This is a genomic window from Bacillus sp. FSL M8-0256, assembly GCF_038005765.1.
GTDB lineage: Bacteria > Bacillota > Bacilli > Bacillales > Bacillaceae > Bacillus > Bacillus safensis.
In genome coordinates this window covers 1,151,251-1,172,403 of sequence record NZ_JBBOTU010000001.1, presented here as the reverse complement: position 1 = coordinate 1,172,403, position 21,153 = coordinate 1,151,251, and the positions used below count along the sequence as shown (strand labels likewise).

Sequence of the window (21,153 nt, the reverse complement as noted above, 5' to 3'; positions counted from 1 at the left end):
TCTCATTCCGATACATTTATAATGAAATTTCTAAATTCCCATCAAAGAAATAAAGAATTTTCTCCTCTAATGTTCTGTTTGTTAAACGTTCCACCGCTTGTGCATACAACGCTATTTGAGTTTCATAGCGCTTTTTCAAAATAGGTACAGCTGCTTCAAGACCGCCTGTATATCTGCCTTGCACTCTATCTGTTTTATAATCTAGTAAATATAGTTTTCCATCCGTTTCAAATAAACAGTCAATCATCCCTTGAATTAGGACAGGCTCCCCCTCTGCATCAATATGGCTGTATACCTCTTTAACAGGTAACACCATACTAAATGACACTTCTCGTTTCACCCAGTCCGCTTTCAGCAGCTTTTGACCAATAGAAGTAGAGAAAAAAGCGGAAATTCCTTCTTGATCAATTGACTGAACTTGCTCATTTGTTAGCAAGTCTCGCTGCTGTAAGGAATCGAGCAGCTGATGTATACGGATTTCATCGAGGGGCTCGTCAGAAGAAAGCGGAATATGCTGCATGACTGTATGCATTGCGGTGCCTTGCTCTGCGGCAGTGAGTGCTTTTTTCTTCATGAAAGCCGGCCGGTCATACAACGTTGCATGAGCTCTTCTAAGAGAAGAAGGAACACTGTACTCATCCTGTATTTCTTTCATTCTCTTTATCTCTGAAACAGACTGCTTTGTGCCGACTTGTGAGGCCGCTAGATACGGATATCTCCATGAAAGTCTCTCTGCTACTTTCTCATCAGCATCACCATATCCTTCAACAGGTAAGCCGTCCATCAATGCTTGTACCACCTCATCTTGCTGCTTCTTTTCAAGTGACATATCTTCTTTTAGAAGATCGGAAGCTTGAGTAAATGAGATTGTGAATGCTGATGGGTGCGAAAGAACAACATCACCTGTTTCTTCTAAAATAGATGACATTGCTTGGTGACGGATGAGAGCAGGACCAATAAAATCTAAGTATGTTTTCGATTGATAACGTTCAAAATCAGGGAGGAGCCAGTCCTCTCCGGTTGCAGCATTTTGCCATTTGCTTAATGCCTTCACCTGATTTTTGACAGAGCCGACAAGAAATAATTTTTCCTTAGCCCTTGTGAGCGCTACATATAGAACTCTCAGCTCTTCAGATAATAGCTCTTTCCTCATCTTTTTTTTCATCGCAACAAGCGGTAATGTTGCATAACTAATTCTCAGCTCTGGATGAATATATTTGCTTCCAAAGCCTAATTCTTTATCAAGTAAGTAGGACTGGTTTAAGTCCATCATATTAAAGTTTCTGCCGAGTCCTGCGGTAAAGACGACTGGAAATTCTAATCCTTTACTGCTATGGATCGTCATCATGCGAACAACGTCCTCTGTTTCACTGAACGTTTTTGCCGCCCCAAGATCATCTCCACGCTCCTGCATTCTTTCGATAAAGCGAAGAAAACGGAACAGCCCTCTAAAAGCAGCTTTTTCATACTGCTTCGCTCGATCATAAAGAGCACGGAGATTCGCCTGTCTCTGTTTGCCTCCAGGCATCCCACCGACGTAATCTAGATACTGCGTATCGCGGTATACTTCCCAAATCAATTCCGCTACTGAATGATTCATAGAAAAATCACGCCACTTACGCAGCAACCTGAAAAATCGTTCTAGTTTTTTGCATGTAGGGTGATCTGAATGAGTCACACTCATAAATGCTTTCACAGCATCATAATAGGTGCCTTTTTTATCACTCGTGCGGATCAGTGCCATTTCATTTTCGTCTAAATGAACAATTGGTGATCTTAATACAGCTGCAAGCGGGATATCTTGATATGGATTATCAATGACTTTTAACAGAGAAAGAATCACAGACACCTCTGTTGCTTCAAAATAACCAGAGGAAAGATTCGCATACACAGGGATTCCCTGCTTCTTCAATTCCTCCATCATTTGCGGTGCCCACGGCATGGAGCGAAGCAAAATCACAATGTCCCGATACTGCAAGTTACGGGTCATTTGCTGTTTTGAATCGTACACTTGAAATGGCTGCTCCACTAATTGTCTTATTTTTTTAGCAATGACTCTCGCTTCAAGCTGTACGGTTTCTAGCTCTTCTCGCTCTTCGTCAGTTTCTGCTTCCTGTTGATCTAAATGTACAAGAAGCATTTCTGTCGTTGTATCTTCGCTTTCTGGATAACTCGCTCCAAGCTTTAATTCAGCTTGTTCATCATATTCAATTTCTCCAACTGTTTCCCCCATCAGCTGTTTGAACAAAAAGTTCGTACTGTCTAACACATCTGAACGGCTGCGGAAGTTTTTATTTAAATCAATTCTCTTCCCTGTTTCTTTGCCGTCTGGTGTAAATTGTTTATATTTGTTTAAAAAGAGCATGGGCTCAGCCAGTCTAAAACGATAAATGGACTGCTTTACATCACCAACCATAAACAGGTTGCCCTCTGCAGCATGTTCCCCTTTAGATACAAGCTTTAAAATCGTTTCTTGCACAAGGTTTGTATCTTGATATTCATCAACGAGTACTTCTTCAAACTGCTGTTGATAGTACTTGGCCGCTTCTGTTTCGATCAAATTTCCTTCCGCGTCCTGCTCTGCTAAAATGCGTAAGCAATAATGCTCTAAATCCGAAAAATCCACGATTGATTTTTCTTGCTTCGCTCTTTCGAAACGCTGTCCAAATTGGATGACAAGCTCCACAAGTGTCTCGACCACCGGCTTCATTTCTGCTAAGCTTTTCAAATGCTGGGCCGGACTGCGCATAAAGTATTCATCTTTAAGCTTTTCTAATTGTTTTTTTGCTTGATTGCGTGCATCTGTGGCTTTTTCTAACAGCACAGGGTCATATTCGTCCCCTTTACATGTTTTGAGCCTTTTAAAATTGATGTTTGGCAAAAGCTCGTAAAGCTTCTCAAAATCATCTTGGTGCCTGATTAATTCATTGACTTGCTCTAAATCATCAATAAAATTTTCTGCTCTCGGTGCCGGCCCGCCCGGTTCTTTTGATAGGGCGAGAGCTCGTTCGAGCAGTTCCAGACAGCTTCGAAAAACGAGAGAAAGGTCCTCTTTGATATATGGGTAAAACGGTAATTGTTCTACTTTTGTTTGAGCATCTACATCATAAAGAGAAAGGAATGCCCTCATCCATTGCTCAGGTGAAGGGTGAGATCTGGAAAACTCATAAATTCTCTTTACAAGCCATTGCAAGTCTAAATCATGACGATCAGAAGTGTAACGGTCAACCAGTTCAAAGAACGCTGGCTTTCCAGCCTTATATTCGTCCTCAAACAGTTCATCTAACACTTCATCTCCTAATAATTCTCCTTCTGTTTGATCAGCCAAACGAAAGCCTGGATCTAGGTCAATCTCATAGTAAAAGGTGCGCAAAACCTGCAAGCAAAAGGAGTGCAGGGTGGAGATATTGGCACGATTCATGAGCGACAGCTGTCTTCTCATATGAAGGGACCCGGGGTTTTTGGCTAACTCCTTTTCAAGTGCTTCTGTGATCCGATGCTTCATCTCTGCCGCAGATGCATTTGTGAAAGTCACAACGAGCAGACGATCCACATCAACTGGATCTTCAGGACGGGTCATTTTTCGAATCAGCCGTTCAACCAAAACAGCTGTTTTACCTGACCCTGCCGCCGCCGCAACAAGAATATCTTGTCCTTCTGAAACGATGGCTTCCCACTGGTCATCCGTCCAAGTACTGTTATTCGGTTTTGGTATTTGCATACTGATCCCCTTCTTTTTTGATCCGGTCTATCACAACATCATCCTTTTCAGATGAAAGCACTCTAAATTCATTATCCTCTATCGATTCATCAAATTGGCAAATAGACTTAAATGAACAAAAGCGGCATGGTGTCTGATCCTTCAATTTATATGGATTAATGGCTACTTCGCCATTTGTAATTCTTTCGCCTGCCTCTTCAAACGTGCGCCGAACATGCTGTGTGAGTATATGGAAATGATCTTCACTTAAAACAGCAGAGTCAGAACGGAAGGACCCATCTTTTTTCAAGCCGGCTTGAATGACTTGTGATCTTCCTGATTCAAGCGTTTGATCCATTAGCTTTACCGCTTCTACATCTTCAAGCAATAGACCTTTCATTTTAAATTTCTTGAATATTTCCTGTTCAATTTCATCCTCTGCAAGCGGAATCGGTGCTTGAATGAGCGGATCATGAATATGGAAATATAAAATGCCAGCTGGTGTTGCTTCTACGCCGAGCCACTCCTTCGAATACGTAATGGTCAGGTCTAAGTAAGTGAGCATTTGCAAGGCCAGTCCATAGTATACTTCTGCTAGATCAAGACCTTTCTCACTCGATTTGTAGTCGACGATTCTCAACAGCAGCCCTTTTGAACCTTCTGCTTTATCCACCCGGTCAATTCTTCCGACAAGCTCCATCGTGCAGCCATTTTTCAATTGAAAAGTAAACGGTGGAAGTGGTCCTTGGCCGCCAAAGCCTAACTCAAGCCCAACGGGAGAAAATCCACTCACTCTTGCATGCTCACTTAATATAGAAGAGACTCGAATCAAGATTTTCTGGAGTTTTTCTTTAATATAAGCATGCCGGTTAGAGCTTAATAGGATTTCCTTTTGAAGACGCGGTGCAAGCTGTTCGATTGCATGTCTTGAATAGTTGACACAGTCATCCTTCGTTAGGTTTTTCCAATCCTTTTTTTGTTCAACAAGCGTATCTGAAATATGCTTTAAGGCCGAGTGAAACAGCTGGCCGATATCGGGTGCTTCCAATTTATAAAATTGCCGGTCCTTTAGTTTTAACCCGTGGGAAGCAAAGTGAGAAAATGCACACGCATTGAATTTCTCCATTCTTGAAACACTGCCTTGAATGTGATCACCATAAAGTTCTTTTGTGACGTTTGGTTTTAAGCGCTTCGCTCGATTTGTAAAAAACAAACTCGACAAGATGTTTTTTGATACATCCCGATGAGATGACGTCATCAAATAATTATAGACACTCCACCATACACCACTAATGGGATATTGGTTGAGCCATTGCTGCAGCTGCGAGACAGTATACGATAACGAGACATGCTCATTCGCTACAAATTTTAATTGCTCCTTGTCCTCCAGCTGTTCCGGGTCTAACACATACAAAGCATGCTCATGATTTGGCATAAGCTCCTGACAATACTTGATAAGAGTCGAAGGCAATAGAGAGCGCCCCTCTTCATCTGACACTGAATAAGACAGATACAAATGATGAGATGGACTCGACAGCGCCTGGTAAATTAAAAATTGCTCATCTAGCAGCCGTTCCTTTCCTGTCTCTGCCAGCTCTGCTCCTGCTCGTTTTAACCATTCCCTGTCATCCTCAGACAATACACTTTCGTCAGAAGGGCGTGCGGGAATAACGCCATCATTTACCCCAATGATAAACATACACTTCACTTGATACATTCTAGATAAATCCATACTTCCGATAAATACTTGGTCGAGTGAAGGCGGAATTAAAGCGAATTTTAAAGAAGCCAATCCTGTATCCATCATCTGTTGGAATAAAGGAAATGAGAGCTCCTCCTCACCGAGCATTTCAACAAATTCATCCATTAATTGAATAACAGCATCCCATACTTGTCCATGCTGCATGGCTTCAGCTAATCTACCTGCTTCTTCAGCTTCCAGCCTAGCCTTTTCAAGTTTATCCGGCACTTGTATTTCCTCTAAAAAGACATAGACTGCCTCTACCATGTCTTTTACCTTTTGCGCTTTTTTCAGCCTTTTTTGCAATTGGAAAAGCGGAGGTGCGATCCATTCCTTTACATCATTCAGCATCTGTTCCATTTCAATTTCTTGATCTGTTTGTCCAAAATCCTCATCTAAGGATTGGAACCGCCTGTAATGGAAACGGGAGCCGTTTGTCCAGCGTTCTCCTTTTACACCATAAGCAATACAGTAGTTTTCAAGCTGATCTGCCTGTTCTCTCGCTTTGTTTCTGGCAAGTTCGAGCGGAAATAAGAACTCTGTCTTCACGCATCGAAACACGGCCTCATACCGCCAGTTTCCTTTTATGACATCCATGCTCGAACGAATCAATTCAATGAGCGGATGATACTGCATCGATTCATTTCCATCAATAAAAAAAGGAATATCGTAATCTCGAAAAACCTCTTTTAACGTATCTTTATAGTCGTCTACATGCCGCGCTACAATCGAAATATCTCGCAGTCTAAGTCCTTCTTCTCTCACTAAATGAAGAATTTCTCTCGCTACTCCCTCAATTTCAGCTCGTTTACTCGCACTTTTAGATACTGTGAGATGAGGAGTGACTTCCTGATATGGCTGCACCGGTCTCTGCTCATATTGCCGTTCTAAATAAGCAAGATCCGGCGTATGAAGATGACGTTTATTTCTCTCCAAAATGTGCTCAGAAATGGCCGCTCCGCACTCTTTGGCAAGCTGATAGAGCTGGAAATACGTTTTACCTGTCATACGAAATAAATCAAGTTCATTTGGCTGCTTATCATGATAGGAACGATCCACTGTGAAAGCAGCCGTTATTTTCTCAGCATGCAACAGAAGCTGTTCAATGACGAGGAGCTGCTGCGGTGTAAATTGATAAAAACCATCTATATAAATGTGTGCTCCTTTTATTTCTTCAGATAAAGGAATTTGCTGCGTGAGAAGTGTCAAATAGTCTTCTGAGTGCACATATTCATCTTGTAAATGCTGCTCCATCTGCTGATAAAGAACATGCAGATCATGCAATTTCTCGGCTGCCCGTCTTTCTTCTGTATACTCTGAATGCATGCTCGATAATGAAATTTTTTCAATATCCTCCGGCAGCATGCAGTATCTCTTGAACTCAGCCATCGTCTTTTCGATTTGCTCCACAAACCCCGGCTTATCACTCGCTTTTTTGAATACCTTAAACTTTTCTTTCTCCTCTTCAATCACTTTTCTTAAAAGCATTTGAATTCCTGTGCTTGTCACAAATTGCCGGTTCGCTCCGCCAGTCTGCTGTAAAATAGTCCAAGCAAGACGCGTGAAACTAAATACTTTGGCCCTGATCATCCCGCCAGCTTCAGACGTTTTTGCAAGCTCGTATTCCATTAAGAATGTCATTTGATCCGGGACTAAAAAAATGATTGGCGGACCCAACGGATCAAGCCGAAGCTGTTCTTTGATTTCCTCTAAGATTGCAGTCGTTTTTCCACTCCCCGATCTGCCTGCTAAAAACTGAATCTCCACGCTCCACAACACCTTTCTTATGTACTCATATTCTAGCGAAAATAAAAGTAAATAGCTATTTTCCCCTTCTCCTTCCTAAAAAGATATAGGCACCTTTCCTTACTCTTCTCATATCATAAACCATCATGAACTCAAAGGAGGCTGGCAATATCATGTATTACAGTTATTATGACTATTCGCCATATGACATGCGCCAAAACACAAGAATCATTTCAGATCTTGAAAAAGCAATCAATGGTGAATATTCTGCGATCCAATGCTACGAAAAACTTGCCCAAAGAGCAAAAACTCCTGAGGCAAAAAAAATCATTCAAGAAATACGCCAGGATGAAGTCAGACACTATCAACTATTTTCAAAGCTATATTATTCTTTAACAGGTAAAAACCACAAACCAAGCATAACAGAACCTTGTCCAGATCAATTTAGAGAAGGGCTTCTTTTCGCATTTAAAGATGAACAAAGAACGGTCGATTTTTACTTAACGATATCAGATTATGTCCGGGATCAAGGAACAAAAGAGCTGATGAAACGTATCGCTCAAGATGAACAGCAGCATGCTGTATGGTTTTTATATCTTTTAACGCACCATGTGTCTTAGATAGTCCTATTTTAATAGGAGATCGTATGTTCCGTCAAAAAATGAAATTGTCTTTTTATTCATTCAATCTATAAAATAAAGGAAGGATTCTCAGCAAACCTCTCATCTCTTTCACTTTTTCAAACGTGAAAACGACAATTTGATAAATAAAAAACTCCTCTGCCACAAATAGCAGAAGGAGTTTTTTTCATGATCGTTTAATGAAATTTTGCTTCATTGCTTTGCTGCTGATGTTTTAGCATCCCATCAATGGACAGCATCTTACTGCCGCTAAGTGTTAAATAAAGCGCCATGACAAGCAGCGATAGTTCAAATTCATAACCGCCCACAAATCCTTTAGAAAAACCAACCGTCATAATCGCCACAGCCATAATGGGTACAAATAAGGCTGCGAAAATACGTGTTCCTAGACCTAAAATCAAGGCGATACCACCGACCAGTTCAATTGTCTTCACAATATAGGCCATAAATTCCGGTATACCGATTTGTCCAAAGAATGCCGCTGTTCCTCCCAGACCTCCTTGATATGCCTGAAGTCCGTGTAGAAAGAAGATGATACCTAAAATAACACGTACGAAAAGTGTTCCTATTTCTTGATTTGTTTTCATATAGTGATTTCCTCCTGTTTTTACACTACATAATGTAATGTTAATAAGTAAAAAAAATTAGTAATTTAGATTAAGCATAATGATTAAGGCCACCATGAGAATCGTTGATGTGACAATGGGAATGATGGGTACATTGAAAGGAATATTGTATGTTGGGTTTAAGATCTTCTGTATTCTTAAATTCAATGCCCGATCTCCAAAGGATACCGCAAACTTCGTTTGTTTTTGAAACTGCGTTCTCTTTTTAATCAGTTTCAAAAGGGCTTGCCCTACTCCAAGCTCAGTGCCTGTCTGCCGAATCGCGTAGTCATCTGCGATCACTTCACGAAAAACGGAATAGCTTTGTCTCATATGCTTTAACACTGGAATGTACCAAATCACTTTTGTAAGCATTGAGAATGTGAAGGCCTTTAAAGGATCGTAGCTGTATTTGTGGTGCAATTCATGATGAACAACAGCATCAATTTCCTCTTCATCCAGCATGTCCATGAGAGATGTTGATAAGTAGACCTTTGGATGAAGCATCCCCATGGCAAAAGCAAGCGGTTCATGACAATGAAACACAATGATTTCGTTTGCATACTTCTCAGATAAAGATTCGGTCGACTGGTGATCGACTGCAAGCATCAGATTTTGCTTGAATTGAATGTACGTTTTGATTTGTTTCGTCATATAGAAAATCGCAAATCCCAACGTGTAGAGGACTAAAGCATCAAGGAAATATTTCAAAGGAGTGAATCCATAGAATTCGAGAACAGACTGGCATACATGAATCAGATTATATGCTTGATTCCAGCCAAAAAAGCTTGAAAGCACGTAATACCCCATCTGATAAAAAATCGTTAAACCAATCAATATACCGCTTAAAAATAGCAGGCTCGATTTCATTTTATTCATTTTGCTGCTCCTCTTTTTTGGATGCCAGCCTTGCTTCAAGCACTTTGAGTAATTCAGGGTCAGCACTTTCAATTGCATCCACCATATGATTCACTGCCAGTGGACCAAAATCGTCCATCAGCCCTTGCGTAATCCATTTTGTCTGCTCATTTAGAAATTCTTCTTTTGTTAAAATGGGATTATAAATAGATGAACGCCCTTTTGTTTTCTTCTCGACAATTCCCTTTTCGGTTAAGCGGTTCAGCACAGTCATCACTGTGTTGAAATTAATCGGCTTTTCATCTGACAGCTTCTGCTGCACTTCTTTAATCGGCATATCCTCACCTTGATAAAGGATTTCCATAATTCTTCCCTCTAAAGGACCGAAAAAACGATTCAATCCCTTTTCATTATATTTAAAAGAAGGAATTTTCATGTAATCACCTCACACTAAGGATTGTAGTGTAATTGAAAATGATAGTCAACTGATAACTAAAATAGGGGAAAATCGTTGTATATTGTTTTTGTTTTTGGTAAAAATTATATCTTTACTTTTATCAAGAGGCTATCTTGCTCTTGATAAGATAATCTTATGAAAAAGGTAAAAAAATTCGTATTTTATTTATAAAGACTTTTGTATTTTTTGTATTATAGTAGAGATAACAACATTTCACTTACTGAACAAATTTATAGGAAGAAGGTTTACATGTGATGAAACAAGGAAACAGCCTTCGAACCGATCTCATTTTGATCGCGATAAGCGGTTTAGGTGGATTTCTTTTGTCTTTAACAGGAATGTCTATTGGCTGGATGGTCGGTACATTAATCACAGCTGCATTTATTGCCATGCGACGTCCCACCCTGTTTCAGCGTAAAGGAAACAACACCTTGCGTATTCACAGCAGATGGCTACTCCTTGGTCAATTCATTCTCGGAATCGAACTCGGACAGAAAATGAACATGAAAGTTCTTCATATTTTCGCTGAACATTGGCTCCCTGTGAGTTTCATGCTCGTTTTTTCTATTCTACTGGCGATGCTCTCTGGCTTTGCCTTATGGAAGCTGAGTAAAACAGATATGCTGACCAGCTTTGTCGGAACAGCCCCAGGCGGTTTATCTGCTATGCCAGGGATTGCCCAAGAGGTTGGAGCAAATACAGCCGTTGTCAGTCTCGTACAAACAACACGTGTATTAATGGTGGTACTCACCATCCCATTTACGGTGTTCTATTTAAATACAAAAAATCCAGCGGATGCAGCTGCAGGTGTGCAAGGGAGCGCCTTTTCATCCGGCGTTTTCACCCTGTCAAATATCTCGTGGACTGCTGCACTTATTTTAGGTGCCTGGCTTATGTCACGCCTCGCGGTTCGGCTTCATTTCCCTGCCCCTTGGCTGATTGGCAGTATGTTAGGAGTTGCAGCTCTTCAAGTAGGTGCAGGTGCGTTCATAGGTCATGATTTGATTCCTTATTGGCCAGCACAAGCGAATATCGCATCACAGGTATTTCTCGGTGCAACCATCGGTTCAAAAATGAATAAACAGATGTTTGTCGGGCTAAAAAACACGTTAATTGTAGCCGTCGTCAGCTCAGCTGGATTGATTGCTGCAACGGTTCTCAGTTCAATTGCCATTGCAGAGGTCACAGGCATTTCTGTCATTACAGCCATTCTTGCCTTTTCGCCTGGCGGTATTGCAGAAATGGCAACAACAGCAGTCACACTCCATGAGGACTCAACCTTTGTAGTAGCTGTACAAGTCGTTAGAATCATTCTTGTCATTGCGATGCTGCCACCGTTTTTTCGATTCTTACATCATGTCTGGGCAAAAAGACATCCTGAATATAAAGCCGCAAAATAAAAAAAGAGACGCTTTGCATGTGCAGAGCGCCTCTTCTTTTATTCATCCTGATTTCTTTTGACACCAACTACTTGATCCTTTGAAATCGTTCCAAAATGCCGGCTGTCGAAGCTATGTATTCGGTTATCTCCGATTACGAAGTAATGGTTTTTTTTGATTTTATCTTGTCCTGTGATGGCTTTCAGCTGAAAATCTCCTGTCAGGACATTCCCCATTTTATGTTTTTTCTGCTCTTTTAAATAGGGTTCTTTCCATTTTTCCCCATTAACAAATAACTGATCATCTACATACTTGATCGATTCTCCTGGGAGCCCAATGACCCTTTTGATCAAAATTTGATTTTTAGGGCCGTGAAATAACACATAATCAAACCGGCTAATTTTCGTGAGTTTTGGCGAGAACTTGTTGATTAATAATTCTGTTCCATCTGTAAATGTGGGGTCCATACTAACCCCTTCTACTTTATACTTCACAAACATGAAATTCTTTACCTGGAACAATAAGACGATGCATGTAATAATCATCAACCATAGCAATGGCTTCTTTTTCATTAAGAGCCTCCTTTGTCCTCACGCTTGCTCATTCGAATGTTCAACCTATTTTCTACTCTCTTTCCAACATACCATAATAAAACGATAACTAGAACCGCAAAAACACTTCTTAACGGATTCTTTACTAAAGCAGAAAGATCATAACCGATAAAACTAATGATAAAGAGCATGACACACTTACCAGCTAAAGCAGCTAATGAAAATTGCCACATGCTAATTCTTGATAAGCCTGCGACAACATTGACAGCCGCAGAAGGTGTAAAAGGAAAGCAGAGTAAAATAAATAACGGACCAAATCCCCGCTTTTCTACCCAAAGCATTAATTTCTTAATGGAAGGGTGTCTGCTGATAAAGTTCAGCATTCTCATCTGTCCAAATTTTCTGATCAGTAAAAAGACAAGAATAGAACCTGCACTTGCACCGATCCAGGTTAATAAAAAGCCTTCCCAAAGGCCGAATGCATTCGCATTTGCCACCGCAAACGCCACGAGTGGTAAAAACGGAAGAAATGCTTCAATCAGAGGAAGCAATATAGCGACAATTGGTCCAAAGGCCTTGTAGCTTTCAAAAAATGATGTGATATTTTCATGAGTAAATAGAGAAAGAAATGATGTCAACTTGTTTGACTCCTTCAAGGTTTGTCTACATTTCATTTTACATGGAAAACATAAAAATATACAAATGAAGCACACTCGCCCCCTTGAGATTGTTTGACTCATTCGATATAATAAATAAGAACATTTGTTCTACATTTAAAGAAAGCAGGCTTGGACATGACGAGACTATCAAGAATACAGCTTCAGATGATGGAACAGGCCATCTTTCTCCCAATGGTCATCTCCATCCTCAATCGTGATCTGACACACTTAAAACAACATCAAACATTTAAATTAAATGAACCATACATTCAGCTTGTGACCTCCGTGTTAAAGGAAGCACAGAAAGCACTTTACGAACTGAAGCAGCATTTACGTAAAGAAAACATGAAGGTACAGCAAATTGAACACGATGAAGGATTTACAACGTATCTATTTATCATAAATGGCTATGAAGAAAAGCATAAATACTTTAATCCGCGTATACGTCACCGGGTAGAGGAACTGCTGACTGGATATTTTCTGCATCAAGCAAATTAACTTCTTGCTGAAATGCGGCGTGGTACACATTCAAAGAAAAAAGCCTGCCGCGGCGGCAGGCTCCTTCTTATTTATGATAATTCAAGCTGTTTTCTCAGCTCTGTTCTAACTTCTTCTAATCCTGGTCCATCTAACTCAAAGTAATACACATTCCCAGGCTGATAATCATGGCCCTTTAGCTGAATCGTATCCACTGATTTCAATGAGCTCAGTAATGGAAAAAGACCGATGAACTGCTTCATGGAAAGATTGGTTGAGACATTATCACCAAGCGTATCAATGATGTTGTCATATGACGGGATCGAAGAAATCGATTTAGATTTTTCGAAGATGGCTTGAAGTGCTTCCATTTGGCGTTTTCCGCGCATGAGGTCACTATCAGCCTTTCTCGTTCTCACAAAGGCTAAAGCTTCTTCACCATTTAACGTATGTGTTCCTGTTTGCACATGAACTTTCCCTTTTGAATCCTTTTCCATTTGTTTTGCGATACTTTCATCTTTAATCGTTACGTCAATTCCATTTAACTCATCCACAATGTCTTGAAACGCCTTAAAGTTCCCTGAAATCACATAGTCTACAGGAATGTTCAACAAGTTTTCGACCGTTTTGACTGACAAATCTGCACTCCCAAACGCATGGGCGTGAGCAATTTTATCATATCCTCTCCCCGGTATATCCACATAAGCATCACGAGGAATACTGAGAAGCTTAATGGTTTTGTCTGTTCGATTCACCGCCGCCAGTAAGACCGCATCACTTCTTGCTTCGTCTACCGTTTCACCTGGACGGCTGTCAATTCCAAGCAGCAGCACCGAAAAGCTGTCCTTTCCTGGATCAAAAGCTTTCACACGCTTTTGCGAGGTGTCTCCTCTTTCTAATGATACTTGCGCCTTATTCGACGCTTTTGAAATTTTATAGTATGCGTATCCAGTCACGGACACTGCCATCACCATGACAAATGCCATGATAAACAGCACGGCTTTTACCCAAGGCCTTAGTCTTCTTTTTGATCTTTTTTCCTTCATCCTTTCCGAACCCTCACTCTATCTTAGTCTATCAATGTAGGTTCCACTATAACATATTTTGATGAAAGTTTCCTGCATGCAACATATTTTTATGAATCCACAATAAAAAATCCGCTCAAGATGAGCAGCTTTCGTCCATTATTTTTGGCTAATTCCTTGTTTTATTTCATCAATCATGGCAGTGAATGATTCAAGGCCGCCGCCAGATAAATACCACATGTCAGAGTTCAAATACACCACATGGTTGTTTTTGACTGCTTTCACTGATTTCACATAATCATTTTCAACAAGCTGTTTCGCAGACGTTTCTTCTCCGATCGCTGCGCCTCGGTCAACGACAAATAGATAATCTGGGTTCGTTTTGACCATGTATTCATACGAAATGCTTTGTCCGTGTTTATCAGATGGCTCAAGCTTTTGATCTGCCGGTGTGATACCAAACACATCGTGGATGAGACCGTATCTTGACTTAGGACCAAAGGCTGTCATTTTGCTGTCGTTCGCCATGATTACCAGTCCATTTTTCTTTAACTCTTTTGCGTCTTTCTTTAAAGCATCCACTTTTTGATCAATGGCAGCAAGTTCTTCTTTGACTTTGTCTTCTTTATCAAAAATCTTGCCTAAAGTTGCGGCATTCTTTTTAAATGATTCCATATAATTGGCATTGTCTACATCCATATAAATCGTAGGGGCAATTTTAGAAAATTCATCGAATGCATCTGCTTGACGGTGCTGGATAATGATTAAATCCGGCTTGATTTCTGCAATTTTTTCAAAGTTCGGCTCTTTTAATCCGCCGACATTTTCATATTTGTCTCCTTCATATTTAGATAAATATTTAGGCACCACTTGTTTCGGTAAAGCTGTTACATTCACACCTAGTTTGTCTAGCGTATCAAGGCTTCCCATATCAAACACAACCACTTTTTTCGGGTTTTTCTTGATCTTTACACCATCTTTATTCAGCATGTCTTTTACCGTCACAGTTTCTTCTTTAATTCCTTCTGTTTTTCCTTGATTTCCGCAGGCAGCGAGTACCACGATCGCTGTTAATACAGTCATCATCCATATCCATTTTTTCATACGTGATCACCTCTTTATTTTTTAAGAAAAATATAAGCAAATACGCTCACCGCGAATAACTTCAATCGGTATGCGCATGTCATAAATTTGTTCAAGTGCATCTGTTTGAATCACTTCGTCCACTCCACCTTCTTTAATAACCTGTCCATCTTTTAAGGCGACGATATGATCGGAATACACAGAAGCAAAGTTAATATCATGAAGAACCACAACAATTGTTTTCCCAAGATCTTTGACGAGCTGCTGAAAGAGCTTCATCATCTCGACAGAATGATTCATATCCAAATTGTTTAAAGGCTCATCTAAGAAAATATAATCTGTATCCTGCGCCAGCACCATTGCAATAAAGGCTCTTTGTCTTTGTCCACCGCTCAGTTCATCTACATATTGATGCTGGATATCAGCAAGCTTCATGTATTGGAGGGACACATCGATCATCTTCTCATCCTCTTTAGTCAGACGGCCCTGTGAGTAAGGGAAACGGCCAAAACTGACAAGCTCCCGAACGGTCAGCCGCACATTCATATGATTGGCCTGCTTTAAAATACTCATCTTCTTCGCAAGTTCCTGCGGAGGGTATGCGCTATAGGGCTTGTCTTCTAAATAAGCTGCACCTGAGTCTGGCTGAATCAGCCGGCTCATAATGGATAAAAGCGTGCTTTTCCCCGCACCATTCGGACCAATGAGAGAGGTCAGCTGTCCCTTTTTCACACTGATTGTTGTGTCGTGAAGCACTGTTTTTCCGTTATACGTCTTACTGACGCCCTTCATCAAGACCATGAACGACTCTCCTTTAACAGTAAATAAATAAAATACAGTCCGCCGACTAAATCAATCAACACACTAAGCGGCGTTTGAAAAGTAAATACCTTTTCTACAAGAAATTCCCCGCCTACAAGGGCAATCACACTAATAAAAAAAGAGCCTAATAGCAAGTATGTATGCCGGTATGTCCGAAAAAGCTCTCGTGCGACGTTTACGACGAGTAAGCCGAGGAACGTAATCGGTCCGACAAGTGCCGTTGCGATAGACACAAGGACAGCTATTACGATCAGCATCTTTTTTGTGACACTGTCGTAGTCAATGCCTAGATTCACCGCATGCTCCTTACCAAGAGACATGACATCTAATTTGGAGCGGAATGTCCAAATGTAAACACACAGCGCCGCAAATAAAACAGAAGCAATCAGTAAGATGTCAGTGTTCATGTGATTAAAGCTTGCAAAGGATTTATCCTGTACGACTTGATATTCATTCGGATCGATCAGCATTTCCATAAACGAAGAAAGACTTTTGAACAATGTCCCAAACACAATTCCAACAAGCAGAAGCAAGAAAATATGTTTATTTTTGCGTTTGAACATGACTGTATACAGCAGCACAGAAAATAGAATCATCAGCCCAACGCAAAGGAAAAAATTAAAATTCTTATTGACGATCATTAAATGAGTCGACCCAAACACATAAATAATCGCTGTTTGCAAAAACAAGTACAGTGCGTCTAAACCCAATATGCTCGGCGTTAAGATTCGATTGTTGGTCAAAGTTTGGAAAACAACAGATGAAAAGGCAATCGCGCCTCCCGTTAATGTCATCGCAAGCACTTTCTTTAAACGACTTGGGACTGTGTACGGCCAGTACCCCATTTGAAAGGTAATAAAAATTACGATCAACACGGCTGCAATGGCTGCAATCAGGCATAATATACGTTTCTTATGCATAGCGTTTCCTCCTTAATAACATATACAGGAAGATCGCACTTCCGATGATGCCTACCATGAGTCCAACTGATATTTCATATGGATAAATGATCACCCTTCCGAGCACATCACAAATCAGAACAAAAATAGCTCCTAGTAAAGCTGTATGCGGGAGACTTTTTTTCAAGTGATCGCCGCGGTAGATCGATACAATATTCGGAATGATTAATCCAAGGAATGGCAGCATTCCGACAGTTAAAATGGTGACAGACGTAATCATTGAAACGATCACCAAACCAACCGCCATCACACGTTTATACGTTAAACCTAAGTTGACGGCAAAGCTCTCGCCCATGCCTGCCACTGTAAAGCGGTCAGCATATAAATACGCAATGATCAATAGTGGAACGCTCACATAGAGCAGTTCATAACGCCCTTGGACAATAAGAGAAAAATCTCCTTGAAGCCATGCGGATACGTTTTGGATCAAATCATATTTATAGGCTATAAACGTAGATATTGAACTGACAATCCCCCCAAACATTAAGCCGACTAATGGTACATAAATCGTATCGTTCACCTTAATATGCCGCAGGATTTTTAAGAAAAGAAGATTCCCAGCTAAAGTAAATAGAAACGCAATCCCCATTTTCATAAGCGGATTCACATGTGTAAAAACAAGCATTGCTACTAAAATACCAAGCTTCGCCCAATCCATCGTTCCTGCAGTGGTTGGTGAAACAAATTTATTCCTCGTCATGCTTTGCATAATAAAGCCGCATAAACTAAGGCTCATACCAGCAAGCACAATACTCACGAGACGCGGGAGGCGGCTTGAAACTAACGTGTGCACTTGTTCATCTGTTAAATGAAACAGCTGTAAAATGGACAGATCCTGTACACCGACAAACAGAGATATACATGCCAAACATACAAATAACAAACTTAATTGATACAATTTCATACAGGTTTCTCACTTTCTATCAAGCTCTATCCGCCACAAATGATTATCATTATCAATTAAGCGACAGTTCATATATTATCACATCTAGTGAAATATTCAATAGCGGTATGAAAAAGACGCAAACTCAAAAAAACAGCCTGCGGCAGCGGCTGCTTTTTTCATCATGATTGAATATTCAATTGAAATTGTCCCTTCAATTCCTCTTCTGCTTCTTGAAATAACTGACGCAAGCTCTCAGCATAATCACCAAGAGCGTCTTTGCTCGTTTGAAAATTCACCCATGTCAGCTCTACTGGAAGAGTCACCTCCCCTGTCAAACAGTCCCAAAGGGCATCAAGATTTTTTCCGTAATAGTCAGGAAGGTGTAAAACTGTTTTCAGCTGGTCATGAAGCTCTTCTTGCGACCTGCACGCTGCACCGTCAAGCTGCACTTTTTTCATGTTCATCTTCCCCTCTCCTCTCTATATTTTAAACGAATTGGAGGAGAAAGAGAAAGATGGACATCTTACTTTTGTTACTGCCCGGCACCTGAGATTAATAGAATGAGACAGGCAGCAAAAGCAGCTGGTGTTGGCTTGAAAGCAATCGAAAGGGATTACTGCTAGGATTCGCCTGTACGGACGAAAGCATGATTCAAGAAGGCGTTCGCCGTTTAAAGAAAATCCTTCACATTTAAAAAAGCCTGGAAGGTTTACTTCCAAGCTTTTTTAGGATGATTGCTGAATCTGACCTACTTCTTCAATAAATGCGGCTGTCTGCTGCAAGCCATCCTGAAAATGATGGGTAGCGGAAATAAACAGCTTCTCTTGATCGGGATGCTTCAAGAGCTTTTCCACCTTACTGATCCCTTTTTCAAAGGAAGCAAGTCCTGTCTTTAATTGTTGATCGGCCTTTTGATAAGCGGCTGGAACTTCTTGATGATCCAGCCCTTTTTGAATCACACGATCAAATGCTTTCGTCGCTTCTGTCAATTTTTTATTTGTTTGGATCTTTCCATGTCCATCTGAGATAAACTGATCGGTCATATTTTCATATGCTTTATTTAACTCATCCATATAAGACTGCACCCATTGTTCATAAGCAGCTTCTTTTGTGTCTTGCTTTGAAGGCGGCTGACCTGCTTGCTGACAGGCTGCTAGTAATGTCAAAGTTAGGATAAATAGCAGCACCAAATGTGATTGTTTTTTCATACAGAGCCTCCATTTCTTCATCCCATTCGTTCATATCGGTCAAATATAAGCATCCTTTACCACATAAGATTTCTTTTATTGTAACAGACAAGCTCGTGTCACTTCTGTGATTTATGAGTAAATGGATGAAAATACGTCAAAGTATCCACATTTCCCTGTCATTTCCCAATACAACCAATAGACGACGAGACATACGTATTTGGTTTCAATGAATTCATCTTTATGATGTAGCGGCGTCTTTTTACATTGCATTCATGCTTGATAAGATGTCCAGCGGCTGCTCTGCCGCTGGCTTTTGACTAATATCTATTACGAAGCTCCCTTAATATAAAATCGTATACGAGATTGAGCTGCTGTTCCTTTGGATACAGCATAAATTCTTGTTTCTTCGGAAGACCGCCATCAAGACGATCTTGAAATTTCGTTCGGAGATATGCTGTCCGGTGCACCTGACTCTCAAATGATTTATATGAGACATCAAGTTTGACGGTTTGCTCATTTGTAAAGGTGACCACCGTGTCTCCGAGGGATGATTCTTGGAAGGTATGAATGTATTTGTGGGAGATCCAGCCGCACTGAGGACGGTTGGATGAATAAGTTGGGAAGAAATACAGATGATTGGATGAGTCAATCACAATTGGGGGTTTGTGAGAAATTCCTGTTACTTCGTATGTTCCCGCCTTTCTGCCTGCATAGCTTGAGCCGAAGAATCTGCAGCTGCGTTCAATAATTTGCAGGGGCTTTAATTCAACGTAAAAGCTTGTCTCTCTTTCTATGACTTTTGAATATACTCTTTTTCCTTCTTCAACTGGAAGGACCGCCATTGTTGTTTGATTAATGACGTATGAATCTAAAGGTGTTTCACTAATTCCTGACACTTCATTTCCTCCTGTGTTAATATTTGGTTATTTAAGATACTATTAATCTATCACCAACATATAAGAAACGACAGGATTTTTTCAAAATTTATTAAAAATCATCTTTTTATCATATTATTTAGTCCATTCGATCTATCGAAAAGCCATTTTTAAAGATATATCACATCCTGTCGATTGGACAAGAGGTGTCGATTCTGCTCAAAAATAAATTGTCTAAAAATTATAAATTCTTGTTGATTTTTTCTCCGCCAATCCATATACTATAAAAAAGGCATCGGGGGGATTCTTTATGAAAGAGAAAAAAACGTATGCTGAGCTCATGAAGTCCCGCAACACCCAAAAAACCGAAGAAAACGGCGTCACCATTTTAGACATCTATATTCAAATGGTTTTAGATGAGGCGCTTTATAAACAGCGCTTAACCTTCCTAAGAGAAGAGATTGATAAGGCACTGGATCAGCGTGATGAAAAGCGATTCAATGACCTGTCAGCTCAATATGCAGAACACTGCTTACATCAATCATGATGATTTTACTTGCGGCAGAGAGACAGCAACTCGTCTCTTTACCGCAAGTTTTTTGTTTACCCATTTAAAATGGTCCCGCCATTCACATGCAGCATTTGTCCATTCATATAAGATGAGTCTTCGCTCGCTAAAAATAAATAACTTGGCGCAAGCTCTACTGGCTCACCAGGACGTTCCATTGGGACATCTCCGCCAAATTCAGAGACTTCTTTTTCCGTAAAGGTTGAGGGAATCAGCGGTGTCCAAATAGGACCGGGAGCTACTCCATTCACTCTAATCCCTTGTTTAATGAGCGATAAGGATAATGATCTCGTAAAGGTTACGACCGCCCCTTTTGTGGATGAATAATCGATCAATGTTTCATGCCCTTTATAGGCGGTGACAGAGGCTGTATTAATGATACTGCTTCCTTTTTTTAAATGAGGAAGAACAGCCTTTGTTAAATAAAACATGGCAAAAATATTCGTTTGAAACGTCCGAAGAAGCTGATGCGAGGTAATTTGCTCAATGCTTTTTTGCGGATGCTGTTCCCCGGCGTTATTCACCAAAATATCAATGGAACCGAAGGCATCTTTTGTTTTTTTGACGACCTCATTTGAAAAAGCCTCATCCCCTAAATCACCTGCAATTAAGATGACACGGCCTCCCGCTTTCTCAATATAGTCCTTCGTCTCCTCAGCGTCACGATGTTCACTTAAGTAAACAATGGCGACATTGGCACCTTCTTTCGCAAATAAAACAGAAACTGCTCTTCCAATCCCGCTGTCTCCACCTGTCACAATGGCTGTTTTTCCTGCTAACTTTTTATCCTGCACCTCACGATCAAAGACAGGTCTAGGATTCATTTTATATTCAAGACCCGGACGTTCATTTTGGTGCTGAGGCGGCAATGTTTTCTTCGGCTGCTTTGTTGACACGTTAGTCCACTCCTTCCTTTTATCTTGTTTATTTT

20 protein-coding genes are annotated in these 21,153 nt (G+C 40.5%); 4 read left to right on the top strand and 16 right to left on the bottom strand.

The window, feature by feature from the left end; all coding sequences use genetic code 11:
- Positions 1-16 precede the first annotated feature (16 nt).
- Together addA and addB are read right to left on the bottom strand one after the other, a co-directional pair.
- Complete coding sequence (addA, locus tag NSQ76_RS05785) at positions 17-3,721, bottom strand: helicase-exonuclease AddAB subunit AddA (protein ID WP_268478827.1); 3,705 nt, start codon at positions 3,719-3,721, stop codon at positions 17-19.
- On the bottom strand, positions 3,699-7,208 hold the full coding sequence (gene addB, locus NSQ76_RS05780; protein ID WP_268478826.1) for a helicase-exonuclease AddAB subunit AddB: 3,510 nt from the start codon (positions 7,206-7,208) through the stop codon (positions 3,699-3,701). Before addB ends, addA begins: the two co-directional genes overlap by 23 nt.
- A 152-nt stretch (positions 7,209-7,360) precedes the next feature.
- On the opposite strand from addB, the gene NSQ76_RS05775 reads away from it, so the two are divergent.
- Positions 7,361-7,807, top strand: coding sequence for a ferritin-like domain-containing protein (locus NSQ76_RS05775; protein ID WP_024425498.1), 447 nt, complete (start codon positions 7,361-7,363; stop codon positions 7,805-7,807).
- Between the two features lie 197 nt (positions 7,808-8,004).
- On the opposite strand, the gene NSQ76_RS05770 is transcribed toward NSQ76_RS05775, so the two are convergent.
- From NSQ76_RS05770 to NSQ76_RS05760, 3 genes are read right to left on the bottom strand one after another with little or no spacing between them, the layout of a single operon-like run.
- A complete protein-coding gene (locus NSQ76_RS05770) occupies positions 8,005-8,415 on the bottom strand; it encodes a DoxX family protein (RefSeq protein WP_024425497.1) in 411 nt (136 codons plus the stop codon).
- 57 nt (positions 8,416-8,472) lie between these two features.
- Entirely contained in the window at positions 8,473-9,312 is an 840-nt protein-coding gene (locus tag NSQ76_RS05765; protein WP_268478824.1) for a M56 family metallopeptidase, read from the bottom strand.
- Entirely contained in the window at positions 9,305-9,727 is a 423-nt protein-coding gene (locus NSQ76_RS05760) for a BlaI/MecI/CopY family transcriptional regulator (protein ID WP_024425495.1), read from the bottom strand. The genes NSQ76_RS05765 and NSQ76_RS05760 overlap by 8 nt, the downstream gene beginning before the upstream one ends.
- A gap of 275 nt (positions 9,728-10,002) precedes the next feature.
- On the opposite strand from NSQ76_RS05760, the gene NSQ76_RS05755 reads away from it, so the two are divergent.
- Positions 10,003-11,148 carry an AbrB family transcriptional regulator gene (locus NSQ76_RS05755; protein ID WP_171464241.1) on the top strand — a complete coding sequence of 382 codons (1,146 nt, stop codon included), beginning with the start codon at positions 10,003-10,005 and terminating at the stop codon, positions 11,146-11,148.
- 38 nt (positions 11,149-11,186) lie between these two features.
- Here NSQ76_RS05755 and lepB read toward each other — a convergent pair whose 3' ends face one another.
- Both lepB and NSQ76_RS05745 read right to left on the bottom strand, forming a co-directional pair.
- A complete protein-coding gene (gene lepB / locus NSQ76_RS05750) occupies positions 11,187-11,699 on the bottom strand; it encodes a signal peptidase I (RefSeq protein ID WP_024425493.1) in 513 nt (170 codons plus the stop codon).
- Complete coding sequence (locus NSQ76_RS05745; protein ID WP_024425492.1) at positions 11,699-12,316, bottom strand: TVP38/TMEM64 family protein; 618 nt, start codon at positions 12,314-12,316, stop codon at positions 11,699-11,701. The genes lepB and NSQ76_RS05745 overlap by 1 nt, the downstream gene beginning before the upstream one ends.
- 156 nt (positions 12,317-12,472) lie before the next feature.
- On the opposite strand from NSQ76_RS05745, the gene NSQ76_RS05740 reads away from it, so the two are divergent.
- A complete protein-coding gene (locus NSQ76_RS05740) occupies positions 12,473-12,835 on the top strand; it encodes a hypothetical protein (protein WP_024425491.1) in 363 nt (120 codons plus the stop codon).
- A gap of 71 nt (positions 12,836-12,906) precedes the next feature.
- Here the strand turns inward: NSQ76_RS05740 and NSQ76_RS05735 are convergent, their stop codons facing one another.
- The 8 genes from NSQ76_RS05735 to NSQ76_RS05700 all read right to left on the bottom strand — a co-directional run bounded on the left by NSQ76_RS05735 (position 12,907) and on the right by NSQ76_RS05700 (position 19,675).
- Positions 12,907-13,860, bottom strand: a complete 954-nt coding sequence (locus tag NSQ76_RS05735) for an LCP family protein (RefSeq protein WP_328699312.1) — start codon at positions 13,858-13,860, stop codon at positions 12,907-12,909.
- A gap of 138 nt (positions 13,861-13,998) precedes the next feature.
- Entirely contained in the window at positions 13,999-14,943 is a 945-nt protein-coding gene (locus tag NSQ76_RS05730) for a siderophore ABC transporter substrate-binding protein (protein WP_341052931.1), read from the bottom strand.
- A gap of 21 nt (positions 14,944-14,964) precedes the next feature.
- Positions 14,965-15,723 carry an iron ABC transporter ATP-binding protein gene (locus NSQ76_RS05725; protein WP_024426539.1) on the bottom strand — a complete coding sequence of 253 codons (759 nt, stop codon included), beginning with the start codon at positions 15,721-15,723 and terminating at the stop codon, positions 14,965-14,967.
- A complete protein-coding gene (locus NSQ76_RS05720; RefSeq protein ID WP_024425487.1) occupies positions 15,714-16,664 on the bottom strand; it encodes an iron chelate uptake ABC transporter family permease subunit in 951 nt (316 codons plus the stop codon). Before NSQ76_RS05720 ends, NSQ76_RS05725 begins: the two co-directional genes overlap by 10 nt.
- Positions 16,657-17,607 carry an ABC transporter permease gene (locus tag NSQ76_RS05715; RefSeq protein WP_024426541.1) on the bottom strand — a complete coding sequence of 317 codons (951 nt, stop codon included), beginning with the start codon at positions 17,605-17,607 and terminating at the stop codon, positions 16,657-16,659. Before NSQ76_RS05715 ends, NSQ76_RS05720 begins: the two co-directional genes overlap by 8 nt.
- 161 nt (positions 17,608-17,768) lie before the next feature.
- Complete coding sequence (locus tag NSQ76_RS05710) at positions 17,769-18,047, bottom strand: barstar family protein (protein ID WP_024426542.1); 279 nt, start codon at positions 18,045-18,047, stop codon at positions 17,769-17,771.
- A 267-nt stretch (positions 18,048-18,314) separates the two neighbouring features.
- Entirely contained in the window at positions 18,315-18,797 is a 483-nt protein-coding gene (locus NSQ76_RS05705; protein ID WP_024425482.1) for a hypothetical protein, read from the bottom strand.
- A 299-nt stretch (positions 18,798-19,096) separates the two neighbouring features.
- Positions 19,097-19,675 (bottom strand): competence protein ComK, encoded by a 579-nt coding sequence (locus NSQ76_RS05700; protein WP_024425481.1) that lies wholly within the window; start codon positions 19,673-19,675, stop codon positions 19,097-19,099.
- Positions 19,676-19,964: 289 nt separating this feature from the next.
- Here NSQ76_RS05700 and NSQ76_RS05695 point away from each other — a divergent pair, with 289 nt between their 5' ends.
- Positions 19,965-20,201 carry an IDEAL domain-containing protein gene (locus NSQ76_RS05695; RefSeq protein WP_008348804.1) on the top strand — a complete coding sequence of 79 codons (237 nt, stop codon included), beginning with the start codon at positions 19,965-19,967 and terminating at the stop codon, positions 20,199-20,201.
- A gap of 56 nt (positions 20,202-20,257) precedes the next feature.
- Here NSQ76_RS05695 and NSQ76_RS05690 read toward each other — a convergent pair whose 3' ends face one another.
- Complete coding sequence (locus NSQ76_RS05690) at positions 20,258-21,118, bottom strand: SDR family oxidoreductase (RefSeq protein WP_024425480.1); 861 nt, start codon at positions 21,116-21,118, stop codon at positions 20,258-20,260.
- Between the last annotated feature and the right edge of the window lie 35 nt (positions 21,119-21,153).